Below are 21,745 nucleotides of genomic sequence, written 5' to 3'. Positions count from 1 at the left end.
CTTTTGGCCCTATACCACCGTTTTGACTGGCCCGGTATGCTCCGTTAAGGGTGGCCCAATGATCTCCGTTTTAGACACCATATTTTCTATAATTTCTTAAAAAGATCAAGAAAAGTAACAAAAAAATACTATTTTGAAGTATTCCAGGAATACTTGAGATTGCTTAATTTAAACACTTTAAATTCTTATTTTCAACAACTTAACACTTTAGGCTTTACTTCAAAGAAAGAAAATTTAGTCAAAGATTATTTAATAAACGCCAAGCAAAATTCTAGTAAATTTGAGACCTTTTTAAAATCTCTCATTTCATGACAAATTCATTCACATATAGCGTCTTACAATATCATCATTCTCTTATGTTAGGAGAATCAATAAATGTGGGTATTTTGTTTTGGTTTCCCTCAAACGAGGAAATTCATTTTATTTCTGGAAACATAAATAGAATAAAATCTCTTTATTCTGATTTTGATCAATCACTTTACAATTATCTTTCAAAGAATATTACTAACAAGATAAGGTTAGATAAGAACCCTATTTTTACACTTAGCTCATTTGACGATTTTAAAAAATTCATCAAAACCTCTATACTTCCCGAAGATGCAACTGTTCTTCAATTTCAAGATCCTGTAAATGTAGTGCTCGGTGAAATTGATATTGATATCGAGAAAACAATAGAAGAATTTTCTAACTTGTTGTTACCCAATTTAGCGAATATTAAATCTGGACCGATTCGACACAATGAGCATTTTTTAATAAAAAAATTTACCGACATTTTAATCGAACACCCTTATTATAAAAACATCGAAAAGAAGTTACTTAAGAATAAAGTAATAACAACTAATGTTAACAACACTGATATCCAAATAAGAATTGATCTTGCTTGGCAAAATGGATCTACTAATATAATCAAGCCATTAAGTTTTGATCTGTCTGAGGAAAAAAATATCATAGATAAATCCCTTTTAAATTATGGCTATCTTAATTTATTGGGAGACTATGCCAAACAACATAATTATCGGTTCGACTTCATTGTGTCTAAACCTCAAGAAAGGAGCTTGTTCAGGGCCTATGAAAATGCAATTGGACTTATTGAAAATTCAGATGCCCCCAAACGTATTATTCAAGAAGAAGACATAGCTATTTATTCTAATGAGACCCTTAACTATCTTCTATCAAATAATTAAAATCATTTAAACAAGAATATCATTCTCTAAGTTCAGACATATTCTAGTCTCTATTGTTAACGCCATAATATCGGTGTTTCCAATAAGCGTCTCTAACAATTGGAAACTCCGAAAATCTCTCTTCTTTTTTATAAGCCATCCTTGTTTGCCCCCCCGCAGCTGGGGAAATCCGCATTGATTAAAAACCTGCTGAAAATCAAGATAAGGAATGTTTGTAACTGAACGGAGACGGTGCAGCAAGATGGAAAGAATAAGATTCCCGCAAACATTTACAGACAATTACCCGAATGTCGAAATTCAGATTATTTCACCAGAATATTGAAGCATTTACTGGCTAATCCTAAAAATAGGAGACTGTACATCTTAACATTTACAGCCGCAAAGCTTTCCTAAATACTATGAGATCGGACCAGGTTTGTAACCTATACAAAAATCTCCTGAAATCTAGTCTCTTCATTAAAAGAATAATACACCCACCCCTTCATTATCCATGCTTCATCTTATACTCACTAATCTGAATAAATGCCAGTTTAAACTCCAATGCCACATCATCAAGATTACTCACCCGCGTTTTAAAATCTGACAATTGCTGAGGACTTGTATTATGTTCATCATACAATGCTGAAGCAGCAAGATATTCCGCCAGCGTATCAATATTAAACCGTAGATATGAGGTAGCTAGTGACTCTCTTCGTGTCAGGATACCATTATCAATAAATCGTTGAATTGGATCGCCAGGCATACTACCATACACATCAGCTATCACCCTCCTGGCATCTTTTTCCAGAAAATCCTGCGGCAGGAAATTATTACCCAAAGACATCCTGCCTAACAATTCCGCTATCTGCAGCATTTCTTGTTTAGGCAGATAGTTAGCTGCTGCGGGATTTTTCGGATTAACATGTACCAGATACTGATAATATACATCCGGTATAGAATCGGGCATTTCGGTTAGTATTGTTTGAAAATCCCTTTCATCATTCCCCTCTTTCTTCAAAGCAATTTCTATAATCAGTTTTACCAATATCGGGGTAACTGGTGTTCTGCTATTATGCCCTTCTATGATGTTGACTATTTTTTCGGCAAATGATAGTTGCTCCCGGCTGTTCTGTAATGGATGGCTGGGATAAATATTGAGATAAGTGGTTATAAAATGTAGCAGGTTGTTCGAATTAAGCGGAGAAGGATATAAATACAGCCCCTCCTTCACCTGCAGATCAATCGGCTGTCGCGCCGTTATGATCAATGCATTGACAGGCGTAGTAGTATGGAGCGTTTTAAAATACTCCTGTATGGTAGCGGGCCGCTCAGACAATGAATCAACAACAATCACCAAATGTTGATTTTTCAATAGCAATCGAACGAAGTCCTCATGTATTGCATAATCATTTTGCCAGGAACGGAGTAAGCCGGTAATTTCCTTTAGTACATCTGTGCTATCTGTTTCAAGCAGTATCGGCAGCCTGGGAATCCAGCCAGGAACCCTGTCACGGGTAGCTTGTATCACCCACCGGCATATTGCTACTGCCAGTGAGGTCTTGCCAGTTCCCCCCGGACCAATGATTTGAATAATAGTACGTTCAGTATTAAAAAGTTGGTCTAAGATCTTCTCATCAGGCTTCTCTACCAATCTGCCTGTTACCGGATCATTCAATCTAACTGGTAATGAGACATAGTATGACCTGAGTTGTGTTATTTCACTTCTCTCATATTTTTTTGCCGCTGTGGAGGCAAAAAGCATCACCCAGGCATTTTGTACCCTGGCTGTGGCGACCAGCTTTTTTAATGGAAACAGTACATTAACAATTCCAACAATTAACTGAAAACGAGGATGTATAGAAATCAACTGTTGTAAGATCTCTGCGTGATAGATCCGGAGAAAAACAAGGGGATAAAAGAACCAGAGCAACAGCCAGAAAGCATAATATAATACGATCGTGCCAGCTAGTATGATCCACACCTTATTTTTCAACCAGAAATTGTTTTCCAAAGTAATAAAGGGATTACCGTTTTCATCTTTCACGATGAAGCTTTCCCGGGCACGGCCATCTTCGGTATATACATCCATTCGCAAACAAATTTTGTTAGCGCTTTCCATACCAGGAATCACCCGAAGGCTATTAGCGACTTCAATAGTCGTAGAAAGAAGCAAAATACCTTCCTGCGGATTTATTTTGGCCTTTGCCGGACTTCCATATGCTCTTACCCAATTTTCTTCATGACACCTTTCACAGTAAGGCCTGGCATAAAATTCTATCCGGTAGTTATCTTTAAAAGCTGCATTTTTATTGGTTTGCAATACGAAATTCAGGTCGATTGAAGTAGGATTAATAGGAGGAGTGGGGGTATACCTTACCTTATCTATTACCGGATACTTCTCTTCTTTAGTAGTAAGCCTAAAAATTGTATTACGGTCTATACAGAAAAGGTCGTCATCCAATGCCACCATATTGATCAGCTTATCTGTACGGTTGATTCTGATGTAATTTTTATCCTCATTTTCCTTATACACAAAGCCATTATCCGCAAGCATCACAATGCCCTTAAAAAAGAATAGTTTTTTTAGGGTCTCGTTATGTTGATAAGTATCCTCTTCCTCCCAATCTCCATCACCTTTTTTATGATATAGGCGGCCGGCGGTCCCCAATGCATAAATATCGTCTCCCTGGCCATTAATATCATTAAAATGCATATTGGAAACATGGTTTACCTGTATCTCCCAGGGATTATTCCCCTTTTTGCAGATAATTGTACCTTCATAATCATTCCCTGTTTTATCCTTCCCTGCCCAGTCGCCAGAAGCGCCTACAGCAAAGATTGTATCCTTATATCCGTATAAGGCATGAAAGTGATCAACACCGTTGTGAACATCTTCTTTTGACCATTTACCAGCAACGTCTTTATGAAAAACTACGCCCCGTTGGTCTTTTATTCCCAGTACCCATAGCTGGCCGTTCCAGCCATAGAGATCCAAAAAATCAACTTCACTTGCACCTGTATGAATGGCCCGCCAGTCATCTTCATTTTCTTTCTTATGTAATATAACCGAATGGTTACCTATAATCCATATATCATCCCCATAGCCTTTTATCTTTACGAAATTAGCAGAACCAATCACCTGACTTTTCCAGGCAGTATCTGTTTTATGTCGCCATGTAATAGTGCCATTGTTGCCAACCAGGTAAACGCTCTTACTATTTTCGTACAAGTCAGTAAAAACAATATCTCCTGCATGACTGTTCTCTATTTGCCATTGCCCGTCCGCCAGCCGATGATAAAATTTACCATTGCTACCAGCTACTAAAATGTCCTTATTGAACTTGAAAATGGACGTTAGGGGTGTATCAGGGAAAGGAGACACTATTTTATTCCAGGTATTGTTGTGAGTTCTTGTAAGAAGTGTTGCATAATTCCCGGCAGCAAAGACACTTTCTCCCCAGGCGCTGAGATCTTTTATGTTGCGGCCTTTCTCAGGTCCGGCCTCTTTGATCCAGGCACCATTCCCATGGTTATGAAAAATAAGCCCATCGCTACAGCCGATCCATATATCATGTCCTTTTCCATACATACAGTTAGCCGTAACATCCAGGTATCCGTTTACTTCTTTGACCCATCTTCCACCAGGTAACCGGTGTAGGATCAGCCCATTCTTACCCGCTGCATATACCTCTTCCTTTATACCGTAGCTGCATAAGATATCGGCACTAGTGTCACCGATGTTTTCCTTTTTCCATTCCTCTCCGCCATTATTATAAAAAATGTTTCCGCCGGAGCCCATTACCCACACATACTTGTCATACTGGTACATGGTATAGAAACGTTCTTTTTTATCCGCACTTAACATTAACTTCCATCCGGTGTCTGTTTTATTATATAAAGATTTCCCGGCAAGCGCCCATAACTCATTGCCGTTTCTATATAATGTAGATATAATATCTCCGGCAATTGCCTGTTGCTGCCAGGTTCCGGTTTTAGTGCGGTGCCATATCGAACCATTGGTACCCGCTGCCGCCCATACCTCAGTAGTATCAGCATATAGGGCGGTAAACCAAAGCGTGTCTCCGCCGAATTTTTCACGTACCCATCCGCCTGATCCTTTTTTATGAAACATTGTTGAATGATTGCCTGCAGCATAGATGTCATCGCCAGCGCCACCTAATACTATAAATTGTGCATAGTCAGGTGTGAGCAATTCTCTTTTCAATGTTTGATGCCCGGTGCAGGAATAGAGAGTACCATAAGGTGAAAGCGCATAAGTTTTGCCGCTTGTATCAGTATACAAGCCTATAAATCCATCACCCTCCTCAACACTCATCACCCAGTTTCTGTTAAAATGATTTCCCTGAGGGATCCCGTGCCCTATATCTGTAGTTACCTCTGGCGGTGTATAATTATTATCTGTAGAATCAGGCTGCCTTTCACTTGATTTTATATTGCAGCTGCAGACAAGAATAAGGATTAGCAAACCTAAGATAGGGATGGCATATCGATTGAGGCACGTATACATTGGATTACGTTTAAATTTTCATAATGAGGATATCCATACATTACACAACAGCTTTGATGCAATCTCGTTTAGACGGTAAGGATAAGGGAAGCTTCTGGTTGATTTTCAAACTGAGGTATTAACAGTTAATCAGCAAGGTATTTAAATAAGCCAGTATTTCAAAAAAAAGAATGGTTCGCGGGGGGAGATGTAATTAAAGACTTTCTTAATCCTTTAATTATATTGTAGTGGTAAAATAAAAAAAGCAAACCTAATAAGATTTGCCTTTATTCAATATGAATGATCAACCCTATTTGAAGTAATTCAGCTTCATATCTTCCACCAATCCAATCTCCTTCGGCTGCCATCCCAATCTCTCCTGCGTCAGCCTGCCTGAACTTGGCTGATCCATCCCCCACATCATCCCAAAGAACCCCATATTCGCTGCTGCCTCTTCCGCACTTATACTCTTCAATGGAATATTGAGCTGCTGTGCCATCACCCCCGCCAGTTCCTTCGTAGTAATACCTTCCTCCGCTACGGCATGATAAATGGCTCCCGGGGTAGACTGCTCCATTGCCAGTACAAACAACCTCGCTGCATCATTCCGGTGTACCGCCGGCCACCGGCTCTGCCCTTCGCCAATATAGAAAGCAGCACCACTTGTTTTTGCAGCATTCATCACAATTGGAATAAATCCCTGGTCGCCCTCACCATGTACAGTTGGTGTGAGTCTTACGAGCGATGCATTGCCCCCGCGGGCTACCACAGCAGCCACCGCCTCCTCCGTAGCAATACGGGGTACTACATCGGTACTAACCAGTGGCTGATCATTTTCTGTCGTCACCGTGCCCCTTGCGATCAGCGCTGTTCCTGAAGCTACCACGATCGGTCCTTTCACCACTTCACCCATCGCTTCTATTACAGTTCTGTCCAGCTCACAATACTTTTTGAAGTTGGCAAAGTCATGAATAAAACCTGTATGTATCACGGCATCTGCCTTTGCCGCACCCCTTCTGATACTTTCCAGGTCTTCCAGTTCCCCTCTATGTACCTCCACACCTGCTGCTTCCAGTTTCTGCGCAGCAGCATCCGTACGTGCCAAACCTATAGGATGATGTCCTGCCTTCAATAATTCCTTTACAATGGCTGAGCCTATAAAGCCCGTAGCACCGGTCATAAATACGCGCATAAAGTTTTAATTTTATACTACAAAATTGACACAGGAAGGGGGCTCAAAACAAGGTCATTTGACACAATTTTATTACTTTCAGGGTATGTTTGATCGTCTGGAAGCATTATTAACCGCTCAACATCCCCTTAGTACTGCAGAGTTCCAGGAAATATGTTCGCGGGCACAGGTCAGGAAGGTGCGCAGGAAACAATTGTTGCTGCAGGAGGGAGAAGTATGTATGTATAAAATGTTCGTAGCCGAAGGGCTGCTGAAGACATATTATATTAAAGATGACGGCTCTGAACATATTCTCCGCTTTTCGCCGGAGGGGAACTGGTGCACGGATGCCAGGAGTATGGCAGACCAGACAGCGTCTAAACTGAATATCGAGGTGATGGAGGATAGTGTCGTTTTATTATGGACGCATGATGTGCTGAGTAGCCTGGTGAAAAATATCCCAGGGTTACAGGCGTATACTAACTACCTGATTAGTCAAAGCCTGTATTCCAGTTATGAGAGGATCCTCAGTAATATCAGTGCAACTTCTGAAGAGAAATACCAGGAGTTTGTAAATAACTATCCCGATTTGATCAACAGAGTCCCCTTGCATATGATTGCTTCTTATTTGGGTGTATCGAGAGAGACGCTGAGCAGGATAAGACATGCACAGGTAAAGCCATCTCACTAAGCTGGCCTCCTCCATTTGTTATAATTGGACTATATAAGTCATCCAGTCATCCATTACATTTGTCCCATGAATTTCAGTATCAAACCCACCTTAGAGAACGAGCAGATCCTGCTTACACCTTTAGAAGCCGCCGACTACGATGCCTTGTATGCCGTAGCCTCCGACCCTGCCATCTGGGCACAACACCCACAGCATGACCGCTGGAAAGAAGAGGTATTCCGTGAATTTTTTGATGCTGCTATCAGGAGCCATAGTGCATTTAAAATCATCGATAAGGTTAGTGGGGAAATTGCTGGCTCAACCAGGTATTATGATTATGATGCGAGGGAAAATAGTATTTATATTGGCTATACCTTTTACGCTACCAAATACTGGGGAACCGGCTTTAATAAAGCAGTCAAGAAATTAATGCTGGACTATATCTTTCAATATGTGACAGCTGTAGGCTTCCATGTAGGAATGAATAATGTGCGCTCACAGATAGCGATAAGCCGCCTGGGAGCTGTCAAAGTCGGTGAAATGGAAATGGATTTGGCGTTTGGGGCTAACAGGCGGAATTTCGTGTATAGCTTAGCAAAAAATGATTACTCACTTTAAGGTAAAAGTAAGTTTCCAGAATTTGCGATCATCATCTGTCACCAATACATAATTGCTGTACACACAACCTATTGTTAAATAACGTACACCTAACTTGCCATTGATCCGTCCTTTTATATGCACCGCCCCATCCACTAATTCTCCAATCTGTATATACTGTTTTTGATCCGTACCGGGATTATTCGCACATACAAAATGAATTCCATCTTCCGAAAAGATGGGTGCACTTAGTAAAGTATCTATTCCACCTGTCATCCTGTTTATCAGGTAATAATCTTCATCATTTGGTGTCAGAAATTTTACCAGGGATAATTTAGTATCCTTAATATCGCCTACATATTCATAATTATATATTTCCCCCTCATTCTTAAATACCCTCGGCGATTTTCCTTCTACTGGAATTACCAGTTTGCCGCCTTTCAATTTAAACTGTCCGGGCTTAGTCAGGTATTTAATACCTTTGCAATGAGTATATTGCGAAGCCGGGATTTCAGCATAGTTATAGGAGATCTTCTGTGGAAGCTGCAGTAGCAGCAGGACTAACAATAATTTCATAGTGCTAAATGTAGTTTTTTTTTATTTCAAATGACTAACGATATTCAAATAGCATTTTACAATCACATCAGCGCCTACCTGGAACAACTAAAAGTAGACGACAACATCGTGGACGACATCCGCCAGGACATCTTCCTCAAAGCCCACGAATCTATTGATTCACTGAAAGATCACCAGAAAATCATCTCCTGGCTGAAAGTAATCACTTACAATACCGTCGTGGATCACTATAGAAAATCCAAACGCAAAGTACCTGTAATCGCCCCCAACGACTCCCTGAACGAAGGCAACGAGCACCTGATCAAATGCATCTCTTCACTGATCCAAACCCTGCCTGAAGAACAAAAGCACGTAATGGAAGCCATCGAAGTGAGCGGCATCCCGCAGGTAGAATATGCCCGGCTCCACCATCTTCCCCTCAGCACCGTGAAATCCCGCATCCAGCGAGCTCGGAAAAAAATCAGGGAAACCGTCATGAACAGCTGTTTCCTAAGAACTGATAAATACGGCAATGTGACCGATTATACCCCGCCAAAAGAAATCCTCTAAAAACTGCGTCTTTTTTCCAGGCACCCCGTCTATCTCTATAAAATCAATGAGAAAGATGATAATCGGTGCTTTATTAGTTTTATTTGTCGCCATCGCGGCCCTGTTCCTGTACACTTACAGGTGGAATATCGGGAATCCAAACAAATCTCACAGCCTGCAAATAGATGGCTATGAACGGACATTCATTTACCATGTTCCCAAACACCTTCGCCCCAATCCTAAACTCATCATCGTCTACCACGGTTCAAAACTCAAATCCTTCATGATGCAGATGATGACCGGGCATGAATTCGATCTCCTGGCCGATCAAAACCAGGATGCAATCATAGTGTATCCACAGGGATACATGGGCAACTGGAATGACGGCAGGATCCATGCCCCATATCCTGCAAAAAAGCTGAATATGGATGACGTAACTTTTACGAAGGAGATCATCCAATATTTCAAAGCACAATACCACATCGACCCTACACAAATCTATGCTGTTGGCTTCTCCAACGGAGGGCAAATGGCCTTCAGACTTGCAGCGACCGTCCCTGACCTGTTTGCAGCCTATGCTACCATAGGTTCTACCCTGCCAGCGCCGGAGAACAATCTCTTTGCACACAGTCCCCAGCAGCCTGTTTCCATCATCCTCGTCAATGGGCAGCAGGATGGCATCGTTCCTTTTAATGGTGGTGAAATCATCCTCAAAGGTGAAAGCTATGGTATGGCAGAAAGTGCACTTTCCACCGTAGCATACTGGCAGGCAGCCGCCAGGGCGACGGAGATCTCCACCTTACAATTCGGGCATACAGCCAGTCAAACGAATTACTACAACAAAGAAAATGGTAAAAAGGTAAGTTTTGTCAATATCAAAGATGGAGGACATAATGTACCAAACAAAAATTTCCGCATTTATATTCCATTATTGGGCCACATCAACAAAGATGTAGATGTACCAGCGGTGATTTGGGATTTCTTCTTCAAAGATCCCATATCTTTGTCCAGGGGAAAATAGACCCAACTTATGGCACAAGAAATAGAACGGAAATTCCTGCTCGACCTCACCCAATGGCAAGCTGTTGAAAAGCCTGCCGGCGAGCATTTCAGGCAAGGCTACTTAGTCACCGACCCGCAGAAAACCATCCGCGTCAGGTTGACGGATACCAGTGGCTATCTTACCATCAAAGGAATTTCCACAGGCGCTACCAGACTCGAATATGAATATGAGATTCCTGCCGGAGAAGCAAAGGAACTCTTAGACAATTTCGCTATCGCTGAACTATCGAAAATCAGGTACAAAATTACCTATCATAACAAAGTCTGGGAAGTAGACGAATTCTTAGGTGCCAATGAAGGTTTATTTGTTGCCGAAATAGAGTTACAAAGTGAAGATGAACAATTTGATCTGCCAACGTGGGTCACGAAAGAAGTAACCGGAGAGGAGAAATATTATAATTCAAATCTAACTACTCATCCCTACAAAAACTGGTAAGCCAACATGATTATCTCATTTGACCTTGATGATACCCTGATACCCGGGATCAGGCAATTCGAGACTGTAGAGCGTACATTCCTGCAAAAGCTGTGGAGGGTGGAAAAGCTGCGCGTAGGTACCATCGAATTGATGAAAGCCTGCCAGGCAAGAGGGCATAAGGTATATGTATATACTACCTCTAATCGCCCTCCACGCAGAATATGGTGGATGTTTTATTTATATGGTATCAAACTGGATAAAGTGATCAATCAGCAGGTGCATAACCAGGTTGTACGGATACCAGCCAAGCCTTCAAAATATCCACCGGCATTTAAGATCGATTTGCACATTGACGATTCAAAAGGCGTAGAGATGGAAGGAGAGACCTACAATTTCCGTACGGTGATTGTGCGCGAAGATAACCCGGACTGGGCTGTTGATATACTGGCTGCTTTAGGCTAAGCCATTCATCAGAAATTCTTATAGCTATTCAAATTAATAGAAAAAACAAACCGGGCCTTCTCTGTAGAATGAGCCCGGTTTTTGCTGCCATTATTACTTAAATTCCATCAATATGATCAGACCTATTCAACGCTGTGCGACTATAGTAGCATTTACCCTTGCGTCGTGTGGCTCACCTTCCGGCGAGCATGTCAATAACCCGGGCGACAGCACTGGTACAGGCACCGATAGCCTGCTCGCACCTGTGGAAACCAAGGCACCCAATTCAGATTATAAACCCGCCTTCAAAGGCCAGACCCGTATTGGTGGCGTGAAAACCAAAACACCCTATGAATTCAAAGTACTCACTACCGGACTCGAGAATCCCTGGGGCATCACCCAATTACCTGATGGCCGCTTCCTCATCACAGAGAAAAAAGGTGACCTGCGCATCGCTACCACCAGCGGTGAACTGAGCGCACCTATCACCGGTCTGCCAGCTGTCAACTCAGCAGGACAGGGAGGTCTCCTGGGCATTCGCGTAGACCCTGATTTCAGCAAAAACAGGATGGTCTACTGGGTATTTTCTGACCCACTGTCAGAAGGTAATCTCACTGCTGTAGCCAAAGGCAAGCTCTCTGCTGATGAAAAGACAATAGAAGGCGCTACCGTTATTTATAAAGCTACTCCTGCCTACAATGGCACCCTTCATTATGGCGGCAGAATCGTTTTTGACAAAGATGGCAACCTCTTCATCAGCACTGGTGAACGTTCTGACCTTCAGACCCGGCCACAGGCTCAACAGCTGAATTCAGCACTGGGCAAGGTATTACACATTACGAAAGATGGAAAGCCAGTAGAAGGTAATCCGTTCTCCGGCCAGGCTGATAAGCGCCCTGAAATCTGGAGCTATGGACACAGAAATGTGCAGGGCCTTGCATTCCATCCTGAAACAGGGGACCTGTGGGAGACTGAATTTGGCCCAAGAGGCGGGGATGAAGTGAATCGTATTGAAGCAGGCAAGAACTATGGCTGGGCAACGATCACCTATGGTATTGAATATTCCGGTGAAAAGGTAGGTGAAGGCATTCAGCAGAAAGCTGGACTGGAACAACCTGTTTATTATTATGACCCGGTGATCAGTCCAAGTGGTATTACGTTCTATTCAGGTACTGCGATTCCTGAGTGGAAGAACAACCTGTTTATCGGTGCACTGAGTGGTATGCACATTGCCCGCCTGGTAATCAAGGATAATAAAGTGGTGGGAGAAGAAAGATTACTGGCCGATGAGCAACAGCGGTTTAGAGATATTACAGAGGGTAAGGATGGCGCCTTGTATGCCATCACTGATGGAGGCAGATTGTATACGATCCACAAGAAATAATTGATCGCAACAATAGAGGATCCGGCACCCTCGAAAAATGATTTGATTTTTGCAAAAAACCGATTGATTCCTTTAAACATCGCCCTGTCATACGCTGTTACCTTTGTTATAAATAATCAAACAATGGCAAACAAAATAGCATTGATAACCGGCGGTAGCCGCGGCATAGGTCGCGACTCAGCATTAAAATTAGCTGGCAAAGGACTCGATATCATCATCACTTACAATACCCGTGTGGAAGATGCCCGGGCAGTAGTTGCACAAATCGAAGCAAGCGGACAAAAAGCCGCTGCTTTACAACTCAATACCGGTGTGATCAGCAGTTTTGAAGACTTCGCCACACAGCTCAAAAACACCTTAAGTACCCATTTCGGTACCGACCACTTCGATTATTTAGTCAACAATGCTGGTCAGGGTGGATACAGTGCCATCAGCGATGTCACCGAAGCCTTCTTCGACGACCTGCTCAATGTACACTTCAAAGGCGTGTACTTCTTAACACAAAAACTCATCCCCTTCCTGAACGATGGCGGTGGTATTGTGAATATCTCATCCGGTCTGACCCGCGTATCATTCCCCGGATCCTCTGTATACGCCTCTCTCAAGACTGCGGTTGAAACCTTCACCCGCTACCTGGCAAAAGAGCTTGGCAGCAAAGGCATCAGGGCCAATGTAGTTGCCCCGGGTGCGACCATGACGGATTTTGGTGGTGCACACTTAAGAAGTAATGCCGATTTACAAAAGAATGTAAGCAGCATCACCGCCCTGGGCAGAGTTGGCACAGCAGAGGATATTGGTGGCACAGTCGCCTTCCTCTGTACAGACGATGCCCGCTGGGTAAACGGACAAAGAATAGAAGTATCCGGAGGGATGTTTGTATAACATAAATGAGGTTGGATCAAAGTAAGTTCCGGAACTAAATCCGGCTCCCTGATGGAGATAAATTCCCATCAATTACTTTGATTCAACCTCATTTAATTGATTCGTATCTTTATAGTATGCTTAGCAATACCTCGCTCGAAGAATTTTACAAACGTAATGCAGCTACCTTTCCGGCAGGCATTACAAAGGATACAGGGCATTTCAATGTCTTTGATCCGCAGACACTCTTCAACAAAGATAATGACAATCGCACCATGCCCTACAGCCGCCGGACGTACTATAAGATCAGCTGGCTGAATGGCAAAAGCCGGGCAGAATATGCCGATAAGGTCATTGAAGTAGAAAAGAACGCCCTGCTCTTCGCCACTCCCAAAATCCCATATCACTGGATCCCTGCAGATAGCAATCAATTTGGTATGTTCTGCATCTTCACCGCCGATTTCCTCATGCCCCGAAAATCAGGTGTGGTGCTGGAAGAACTCCCTCTCTTCCAACCCGGACATGTACCCTTATTTCACTTGAATGATGAGGAAACAGCTGAAGTAGCTTACATCTTCAAAAAGATGCAGAAAGAACTCCATGCTGATTATAAATTTAAATTCGACCTGCTGCGGAACCTGGTGATGGAACTCATTCATTATGGCCAGAAACTGCAACCAATGACCGCATTGAATACCACACAAAATGCATCGCAGCGCATCTCCATGTTGTTCCTGGAATTGCTCGAAAGACAGTTCCCCCTGGAATCGCCGGAACAAAGATTAAGTCTGCGTACCCCAAAGGAATACGCAGACCGCCTGGCTGTACATGTCAACCACCTGAATAAAGTATTGAAAGAATCCACCGGTCGTACTACTTCAGAACTCATTAGTAAACGCCTGGTAGAAGAAGCAAAGATCCTGCTCAAACAAACTACCTGGAGTGTGGCGGATATCGCTTATGCACTGGGCTTTGACGAAGTATCACATTTCTCCAATTACTTCAAGAAGCAAACGGCTGCTGCGCCGCTTAGCTTCAGGACGTAATTTTAGACAACTCTTCTCCAAAGGAAAGTTTCAATTTTTTCATCTTAGCCACCACCTTCTCAAATCCTTTTTCATCACCGGCCTTGTACATCAGCAATGCCTGCGTTTCGTAAAAAGGATACAACACGCTCTTATCTTCTATGGCAGCGATAGTCTTCATACAGGTCTTAATATGCTGTAAGCCCTCCGCGATTTCCCCTTTCTCATAGCAGTGATACGCCAGGTTATTGTGCGCAGCACGCAATGCAGCACGGATAGGATTGTGCTCCTGCAGGTATTCCCACAAAGTGACTTTACCCAATTCTTCAATCATACGACGGCATACTGCAAAGGATGCTTCCTGCTCTCCGGCTTCATACAAAGCATATCTCTGGTGATCCCATACATATGCCCATAATCGCATTTCATTACTTTGCGCCGCTGTCAGCATGTTTTCGATTTGTTGTAGTAAACTGATGGCTGCTTCGTACTGCTTATCCTGCACTAACAAAGACGCTTCCATCATCTGCTTATCAAATGCTGCCTGGTTGAATTCATATACACCCGGCACTTCAGGCAACTGGAATTCCGCATAAGGGAATTTAATCCAATCCTCTGCTTCCAGGTCCTCCTTCTTCGCAATTTCCTGCGATTTTTTCCACAACTCCTTCGCCTGCTGTATATCTCCTTTCAGATGATATGCCCATCCCAGGTAATATACAGCCTCATGCTGATAGCTCTCCTTTACCGTTTCCAGCTTCTTTTCTGCCTGTTCATAGTCTCCCTGCAGGATCAATCCAAGTCCCAGGTTCACTGTTATAAATCCTTTGTCAAGCCTGTTGGCAAAACGCTTCTCTACAATCCCGAAGGTAGCCGCATAATGCTGATGAGGGATAAACCTGCTCAACCCTGTCTTCCTGGCCACTACTGCGGCACAAAATTCAGGATCCCGGAATTCAAGCGGTACATACTTAAAATTCTCTACATCTCTTGCCACTGCTATTCCACAGATCTTAAGGGTCCGCATCGCCAATGGCACCGCATCCAATTCATAATAATCACTCTCACTAAAGACCTTTTCACATAACTCCTGTGTCAGCATTTCTTTAGGCACATACGGCAAATCATACCCGTTTTTATTCAGCGCAGTCTCAACGATCTTTGGAGTGATGTATTGAGCTGGTACATTATACAAACGTTCATCAGCCTTCAGTGCATTGATGATAAAATCCTCGTCCCAGAAACATGCCCATACCTGGTCGAAAGTAGTGTAGTCAAACTGTTTCCCTGCCAGGTATTCATTGGTAATATCCTTTCGCTGTTCCCATGCAGCCGGCAGTTCTGCCAGGTACTTTTTATAATACGCATAACTATGCTTGTTGATCTGGCGCACATCTACCTGGTCAATTGTATTGTCCAGGATATGCTTCGCCATATCCTTCACGTCACTACTTGCCCCATAGCGCCAGCGATCCCTGTTATTTCTATCTACAATAAACGGCCATTCCCGTTCCTGGCCATACTTCGCCACCGCATATTCATACACTTCCTTACTCACCAGTTTTGCGGGTATATTATTGATCACTTCTATACCCAGGTCAATCGCCTGGATGATATATTCATAGGTATAGTACTTCCCGGGCAGGTCCTTATAATGCACATCACTCAGTCCGCCACCTGCTATCAGCGCAATATTCATCCGCTCATCCATGAATGCCTCAGGTATATACTTATAGTTGTATTGATTGAAAGCGACCTGCTTAAAACACATCTCATACGTCATCTTATCCTGGGGCAGAAATTGCAGGTCCACACCATACCTGTGTTTTGCAAAGACTTCCTCAGTTAAGAACTGCTCAGGTATGTCCTGGTAACGCAACGGAGACTCCCGGTCTACAGCCTGTAACACAATGTCCTGTGTGATTAATGAAGGATCCACCAATGACACGATATGACCGGTCTCATTTTTATTCTCCAACACTTTGGAGAGCATTTCGCTGGTACGGAATGCTGCAGGCACCTGAAGGAAAGTATCAAACGATGCGGCTTTACTATAAAAGGATTCATGCCAGTAGGCCTGGTCTTTCACTATTTTAGAAGGCCCTTCTGCATCCCAGTTCACCGTCACATTATCCCCATAAAAATAATGCAGGTTGGTCTGCTGCTCATAAGGCTGTGCCTTTTTACTATAGTAACTGGCTGTATCGTAATTCTTAAGTGCTTCTTTCTTATTACCCTGCAGGTGATGTACTAATCCCAGTAACCAGTGGTTGGAGAATACAGACCTGATCCCTACTGATTTTTGCAATACAGCTTTCGCATCTTCCAGTTTGCCTTGCAGCATATAGGCCTCACCTAATACGCGCAGCGGGAAGTAATCAGTATCCCGGGCCTGTGTAGCAATCGCAATCGCCTCCTCATAATTGCCCAGTCTTACTTCACACATAGCAGCCCATCCTATACAACCATAATCATAATGTAATTTATCAGGAGACAAAGGAATACCTTGTTTAAAATACACACTGGCCTGTGCATATGCCCTGGCAGCAAACAAGACTTCCCCCGCTTTGTAATAAGCTAAATAATAAGCTGGTGCTACCGCAATCGCTGCCTTGAAACGATGATACGCTTCTGATGCTGCGCCCTGACCACGTTCATTCATTCCCTGCTCTACCAACCGGATGCCTTCCTCCGTCACACCCTCCTTCCAGATAGGCTGCTTATTCTTCAGCGCCCTGTATAATTCACGGGTATTCAATCCCAGCACATCATAATGCTCCGACTCTACCACATAGCAGTACTCAGATCGAAACACCAATGCATAGTTATGCCAGGCGAGGAAGGTATTGTTTGTTTTATAATAGTCTAATGAATCCTGGTTATACAGTGCCGTAATAACAGTATCAGGGCTAAATTCAAAACATTCCAGATCATAAAACCAGGAGATGAAATGAGGGGCATTGATTTTTCTGAATGGCATCTTATGTACTACTTCATCATCCTCTCCCCAGGCCACAGCCATATAGCGAACAGTTTCAGTACCTTTCGTATATTGTAATGCCTGCAGTTTCAGGTATTCTGTTGTCACATTGCCTGTTACATAATAAGAGACATCCAATACCCCTGCCACTGTCAGGTCACCAATTACAAGCAGTAACCCACCTGCACTATCCAGATCCTTATCCACATGTAAATCACCCTCATGTACAAAGATCTCCCCGTAATCTTCAAAGTATTCTTCCTCTGAATCGTAGCCATAATATGAGTTGTCATCCCAGTCATCGAATAACTGGTCTACGCCTAAGAGGTCTAAGACTTCACTGTAAGACATTTCTTTCAATGCATGCCGGAAGACATCTGCTGATGCTTCCTCCTGTCCATCTGCTGATGCTTCCTCCTGTTCGTCTTCGGTCTCATTTTCTGCCACAATGCGCTCCGTCATCGTATACTTTGCCGTCGCCTTTGCTGCCAGCACCGGTACTAACAAACGCATAAACTCTTCCTCACTATACTCCTGGAACTCCTTCTCATAGTAAATCTGGTACACTCCTACGGGATTTTGTACCATTACCCACTTCTCATTCCCGCTGATGATCAATCCCAACACCATAGTGGCCTGCGACAGGAAATCCCGCTCCTCATCCAATGCATTAAAATGACACCTGTGAATTTGACAATAAACAGAAAGGAAACCATACAGGTGATTCGCATTTGGACCCTGCTGGTCATAAGCATACAGGGCACAAACAAAATCATCCTTATCAAAAAAGAAAGATCCTTTTTCCAGCCAATACGCCTGGAACTCCTCATCCATAGGGAATCCTACAGCGGCTTCCATCTCTTTGATGTGTGCAGCCGATACCGGGGTGATCTCTACTTTGTCAGGGAATTGGGCCTCCAGTAGTCTGGCTACGCCAATTATATCGTTGTACAACTCTTTGGGAGGCAGGTCTTCAATTACCGGGGTATAGCCTTTCTTTGTTTTCTCGGCTATCAGTTTCTCTGCTGCTTTAATACATTCTTCTACGGTAGGAAAGAGTTTTGTCTGTGCTTGTCCCTGTGTACCGTATTTTCCGAATATTACAGTGAGGCTTGTCAGGTTAATCTCAATGTTCCAGAATTTGTGCGACTTTTCGTCCTGGTAAATGAACTTCTTCTTCATGTAGTAATGGGGGCTTAGGTTTTACGCCGCCAAATTATATAAATAATTTTAATAACCTATACCCCCATTATACAATGATTAAAACTCATTTCTTAATTACCCTTCAATCATTGACTATCAATTACAAATACCTCCCTATGAAATAAGTCCTAAATTTTATATCTCAGCCCCCCGTAAAACATTCTTCCAATCACAGGTCCCCATACCATACTGGCATCAAAACCAGCACCAAATGGCTGACCCGCATTGATCACCGGATCTTTCTGGTAGAAATTAGTCAGGTTCTCCGCCCCGATATAAATATCCAGTTTCTTTGCAAAGGTCCTGCTCACCTGCGCATTCATGGTTACATAATGCTGTGAGTATGCCTCCGGACTTACTGCGGTAACCGGTATACGCTTTGGACCATTGTAATTCACGGTATAATCAAATTTCCAGGCCTTTACACCATAGGCCAGATTCGCAAATACACGATGCTTGGCTGTCAGCGGTCTTTGTTTCAGGATACCACTATAAGTAGTCTTTACATCGAAATAACGGTAGGCGACTCTTACATCCAGTTTTGGTAAAGGCTCTGCTGAAATCTCCGCCTGCATGCTGTTGGAATAAGACTTTCCATCCAGGTTATAGAACTTCACTTCTGTAGGATTCTCCAGGTCTACTACCACCTGGTTGTTGAAATCATTCCTGAAATAGTCTACACTCACCATCGCATCTCTGCCAAATAATTGCAGCTTCTGATCTACACTAATGCCTTTATTCCAGGCCACTTCAGGATTCAGGCCATAAGCTTTTCCACCTGTAGTACCCAGGATATTGATATTCCTGGCGCTGGCCATCACACTCATATTCTCCGCCAGTATGTTTGCTGTACGCTGACCTCTACCTGCACTCACTCGTATGGTTGTACCCGGAACAGGCTCATACCGTACATGGATGCGGGGAGTGAGGAAGAAACCAAAGAGACTGTTATGATCCCCACGCAATCCGGCTACTACATTGAAGTTTTCCACGGGTGAATAAGTGTATTCAAAGAAAGCACCGGGTACTACTTCAGTTCTCTTATACTTCAGCGTATTCAGGGATTCATTATAGTTATCATTCAGGAAACTGAACCCTGTTCTGAACTTGTGGGTAGTAGTACCAATGATGGACTGGTAAATCAGGTTTGCATATACACTCTTCTGGTCACCATCGTACTTTGTCAATCCAAAATAAGAGTTTTGGGTATGACTGATGCCGGCTAACTGCAAACCGATGCTCTTATAAGGCTTGCTGGGAAATGTATAACCAATCTTTGCAAATGCTTCATACCTGTCCGTATTAATGCCCAATCCATACAGGGAAGAACCTGATTTATAGTCAATCTGGCCTCCCTTCTTTTCATCCTTCAATACCTTCACACCAAAGATGGTCATGAACCCCTTTCCATTATCATATTTCCATCTGTTCACAGCACTAAACAGGTTCCCGGTGGGTACATCCCTAAATCCATCTTTGGTGAAATCCACTTTTTTGTTAGTCAGAAAGTCATCGTGCAACAGCAAGCCTACTGACCATTTAGCATTGATCTTCTGTGCCAGGTTCACGTTGACATCCGTCTTGCCAAAGTCGTTTACATATACATTGGCATATAATTGTTCACTGTTCTCAGGCTTCTTTAATTCCACGTTGATCTGGCCGGCAATGCTCTCATAACCATTTGCCACAGAACCAATCCCTTTCGTCAATTGAATAGATTCCACCCATGGGCCGGCGATAGAATTCAGGCCCAGGGGAGTAGCCAGTCCTCTCGGACCAGGCAGGTTTTCTACGGTCAACTGCGTATAATTACCACTCAGGCCTAATAACTGGATCTGTTTAGATCCGGTTATCGCATCATTATAAGATACATCCACTGATGGATTGGTTTCGAAGCTTTCACTCAGGTTACAGCAGGCAGCTTTCAGCAATTCCTTGCTGGTAATCACCTCAGTTCTGGCAGTAGCCAGGGAAGAGATCTGGGTAGTTTTCACCCTTGAGTTCACCGTGAATTCTTTCAATTGCTGCTCATTCACACGGTAGTGACAACATTCGGGCAGTGCGTTGTATGATTTGGCACTGGCTTTTTTGTCTTCCACATCATGACCTACCTTCAGGATGCGGTCTTCAATCGTATTCAGGTTTGTTTGAGCAGCATCATATTCCAGGTGCAGTGTTTTAGTGGCTACATCCCAATGGGCCATGCTCACACCTGTACCTTTAGCAGCCGTTTCAATCCTTTGCTGGCATTGCTCACAGGCACCGGCTACGTTGATAGTAGCCTGGTGACCGGAATTATTCATGGGCATGCTGGTTTGATCCCCGGCATTGTTCCCGGGCGCATCTTCCTCTACCCTGTATTTACAGCATCCGGGCAGTGCATTGTAAGCTTTCTTACCTGCTTTTTTACCATCCACATCATGCCCAACCTTCAGAATCCTGTCTTCAATTGTATTGAGATTCGTTTGGGTAGTATCAAATTGTAAATGCAGGGTTTTAGTCGCCACATCCCAATGAGCCATGCTCACACCAGTACCTTTGGCAGCGGTTTCAATTCTTCGCTGGCATTGGTCACATTCCCCGGATACAGGTATGGAAATATTCTTCTGAGCGGATACAATCACAGAATAGCATAATAGGGAACCTATTAGCATAATAAGCTTATACATAAAAATAATGTTGCGTAATAAATGGGAAAAAAGTCAACTTATAGCCTGTAGATGGCTAATGAATGGATTGTGGGGTATCAAACTCTATAAATACAATGCAGGATATATTTGGGGACATTATTATATAGTGGTGGCCCATTTCCATAATTAAAATGGAAAGGCTGTTCCAAAACCGGTTCAATACTCCAGTTGTTCAGCTGCAGATTTGCCAGCGTAAAAAAGAAGGTAGCCGGGATATTCACATGGGTAGCGGAGAAATGGCTATCCTCCACCTTCAGGGTCTTAAAGGCTGTTTCGCAACACCCCTTATGCTCCTTGTCCATGTCACAATGATGCGCTGTAGCACTTGCCAGTCCAAGGGACACCTCTTTCAGTTTACCACAACAATAAAACTGCTTTACACCCAGACCGACAAGGGTCAGGGAGTAAAGCAGTAATAAACATATTGCGGTTACCCTTTTCATGTATAAGCAAAGGTACAACTCCCGAT

Annotated in this window: 16 protein-coding genes; 10 read left to right on the top strand and 6 right to left on the bottom strand. The window is 43.2% G+C overall.

The features are described from left to right. The first annotated feature begins 308 nt into the window (after positions 1-308). Positions 309-1,184 carry a DUF3037 domain-containing protein gene (locus tag DXN04_RS32475; protein ID WP_116857593.1) on the top strand — a complete coding sequence of 292 codons (876 nt, stop codon included), beginning with the start codon at positions 309-311 and terminating at the stop codon, positions 1,182-1,184. A 484-nt stretch (positions 1,185-1,668) separates the two neighbouring features. Here DXN04_RS32475 and DXN04_RS32465 read toward each other — a convergent pair whose 3' ends face one another. Then, positions 1,669-5,499: a hypothetical protein gene (locus tag DXN04_RS32465; protein ID WP_116857591.1), complete on the bottom strand. Its 3,831-nt coding sequence runs from the start codon at positions 5,497-5,499 to the stop codon at positions 1,669-1,671. A 481-nt stretch (positions 5,500-5,980) separates the two neighbouring features. After that, positions 5,981-6,862, bottom strand: a complete 882-nt coding sequence (locus DXN04_RS32460) for an SDR family oxidoreductase (RefSeq protein ID WP_116857590.1) — start codon at positions 6,860-6,862, stop codon at positions 5,981-5,983. 85 nt (positions 6,863-6,947) lie between these two features. Here DXN04_RS32460 and DXN04_RS32455 point away from each other — a divergent pair, with 85 nt between their 5' ends. Together DXN04_RS32455 and DXN04_RS32450 are read left to right on the top strand one after the other, a co-directional pair. Then, positions 6,948-7,532: a Crp/Fnr family transcriptional regulator gene (locus DXN04_RS32455; RefSeq protein ID WP_116857599.1), complete on the top strand. Its 585-nt coding sequence runs from the start codon at positions 6,948-6,950 to the stop codon at positions 7,530-7,532. Between the two features lie 66 nt (positions 7,533-7,598). Further along, positions 7,599-8,129: a GNAT family N-acetyltransferase gene (locus DXN04_RS32450; RefSeq protein ID WP_116857589.1), complete on the top strand. Its 531-nt coding sequence runs from the start codon at positions 7,599-7,601 to the stop codon at positions 8,127-8,129. Here DXN04_RS32450 and DXN04_RS32445 read toward each other — a convergent pair. After that, entirely contained in the window at positions 8,121-8,684 is a 564-nt protein-coding gene (locus DXN04_RS32445; protein WP_116857588.1) for a hypothetical protein, read from the bottom strand. The genes DXN04_RS32450 and DXN04_RS32445 overlap by 9 nt on opposite strands. A gap of 30 nt (positions 8,685-8,714) precedes the next feature. Here DXN04_RS32445 and DXN04_RS32440 point away from each other — a divergent pair, with 30 nt between their 5' ends. The 7 genes from DXN04_RS32440 (at position 8,715) to DXN04_RS32410 (ending at position 14,424) form a co-directional block, all read left to right on the top strand. Next, positions 8,715-9,233, top strand: a complete 519-nt coding sequence (locus DXN04_RS32440; RefSeq protein ID WP_116857587.1) for a sigma-70 family RNA polymerase sigma factor — start codon at positions 8,715-8,717, stop codon at positions 9,231-9,233. A 46-nt stretch (positions 9,234-9,279) separates the two neighbouring features. Further along, positions 9,280-10,233, top strand: a complete 954-nt coding sequence (locus DXN04_RS32435) for an alpha/beta hydrolase family esterase (RefSeq protein WP_116857586.1) — start codon at positions 9,280-9,282, stop codon at positions 10,231-10,233. Between the two features lie 9 nt (positions 10,234-10,242). After that, the gene (locus tag DXN04_RS32430) at positions 10,243-10,710 is read left to right on the top strand and encodes a CYTH domain-containing protein (protein WP_116857585.1); all 468 of its coding nucleotides are present in this window, start codon (positions 10,243-10,245) and stop codon (positions 10,708-10,710) included. Positions 10,711-10,716: 6 nt separating this feature from the next. Continuing rightward, positions 10,717-11,154, top strand: coding sequence for an HAD family hydrolase (locus tag DXN04_RS32425; RefSeq protein WP_116857584.1), 438 nt, complete (start codon positions 10,717-10,719; stop codon positions 11,152-11,154). A gap of 112 nt (positions 11,155-11,266) precedes the next feature. Then, on the top strand, positions 11,267-12,517 hold the full coding sequence (locus tag DXN04_RS32420) for a PQQ-dependent sugar dehydrogenase (protein ID WP_116857583.1): 1,251 nt from the start codon (positions 11,267-11,269) through the stop codon (positions 12,515-12,517). A gap of 123 nt (positions 12,518-12,640) precedes the next feature. Then, the gene (locus DXN04_RS32415) at positions 12,641-13,399 is read left to right on the top strand and encodes an SDR family NAD(P)-dependent oxidoreductase (RefSeq protein WP_116857582.1); all 759 of its coding nucleotides are present in this window, start codon (positions 12,641-12,643) and stop codon (positions 13,397-13,399) included. Between the two features lie 116 nt (positions 13,400-13,515). Further along, entirely contained in the window at positions 13,516-14,424 is a 909-nt protein-coding gene (locus DXN04_RS32410; RefSeq protein WP_116857581.1) for a helix-turn-helix domain-containing protein, read from the top strand. Here the strand turns inward: DXN04_RS32410 and DXN04_RS32405 are convergent. The 3 genes from DXN04_RS32405 to DXN04_RS32395 all read right to left on the bottom strand — a co-directional run bounded on the left by DXN04_RS32405 (position 14,414) and on the right by DXN04_RS32395 (position 21,719). Further along, complete coding sequence (locus tag DXN04_RS32405; RefSeq protein ID WP_116857580.1) at positions 14,414-18,565, bottom strand: WGR domain-containing protein; 4,152 nt, start codon at positions 18,563-18,565, stop codon at positions 14,414-14,416. The genes DXN04_RS32410 and DXN04_RS32405 overlap by 11 nt on opposite strands. Positions 18,566-18,714: 149 nt before the next feature. After that, positions 18,715-21,255 (bottom strand): TonB-dependent receptor domain-containing protein, encoded by a 2,541-nt coding sequence (locus DXN04_RS32400; protein ID WP_116857579.1) that lies wholly within the window; start codon positions 21,253-21,255, stop codon positions 18,715-18,717. A gap of 77 nt (positions 21,256-21,332) precedes the next feature. Continuing rightward, entirely contained in the window at positions 21,333-21,719 is a 387-nt protein-coding gene (locus tag DXN04_RS32395) for an HYC_CC_PP family protein (RefSeq protein ID WP_116857578.1), read from the bottom strand. Between the last annotated feature and the right edge of the window lie 26 nt (positions 21,720-21,745).

Origin of the sequence: Chitinophaga silvisoli (assembly GCF_003412465.1) — a bacterium.
In the GTDB taxonomy this organism is placed as follows: Bacteria; Bacteroidota; Bacteroidia; order Chitinophagales; family Chitinophagaceae; genus Chitinophaga; species Chitinophaga silvisoli.
This window is presented reverse-complemented; position numbering and strand designations above follow the sequence as displayed.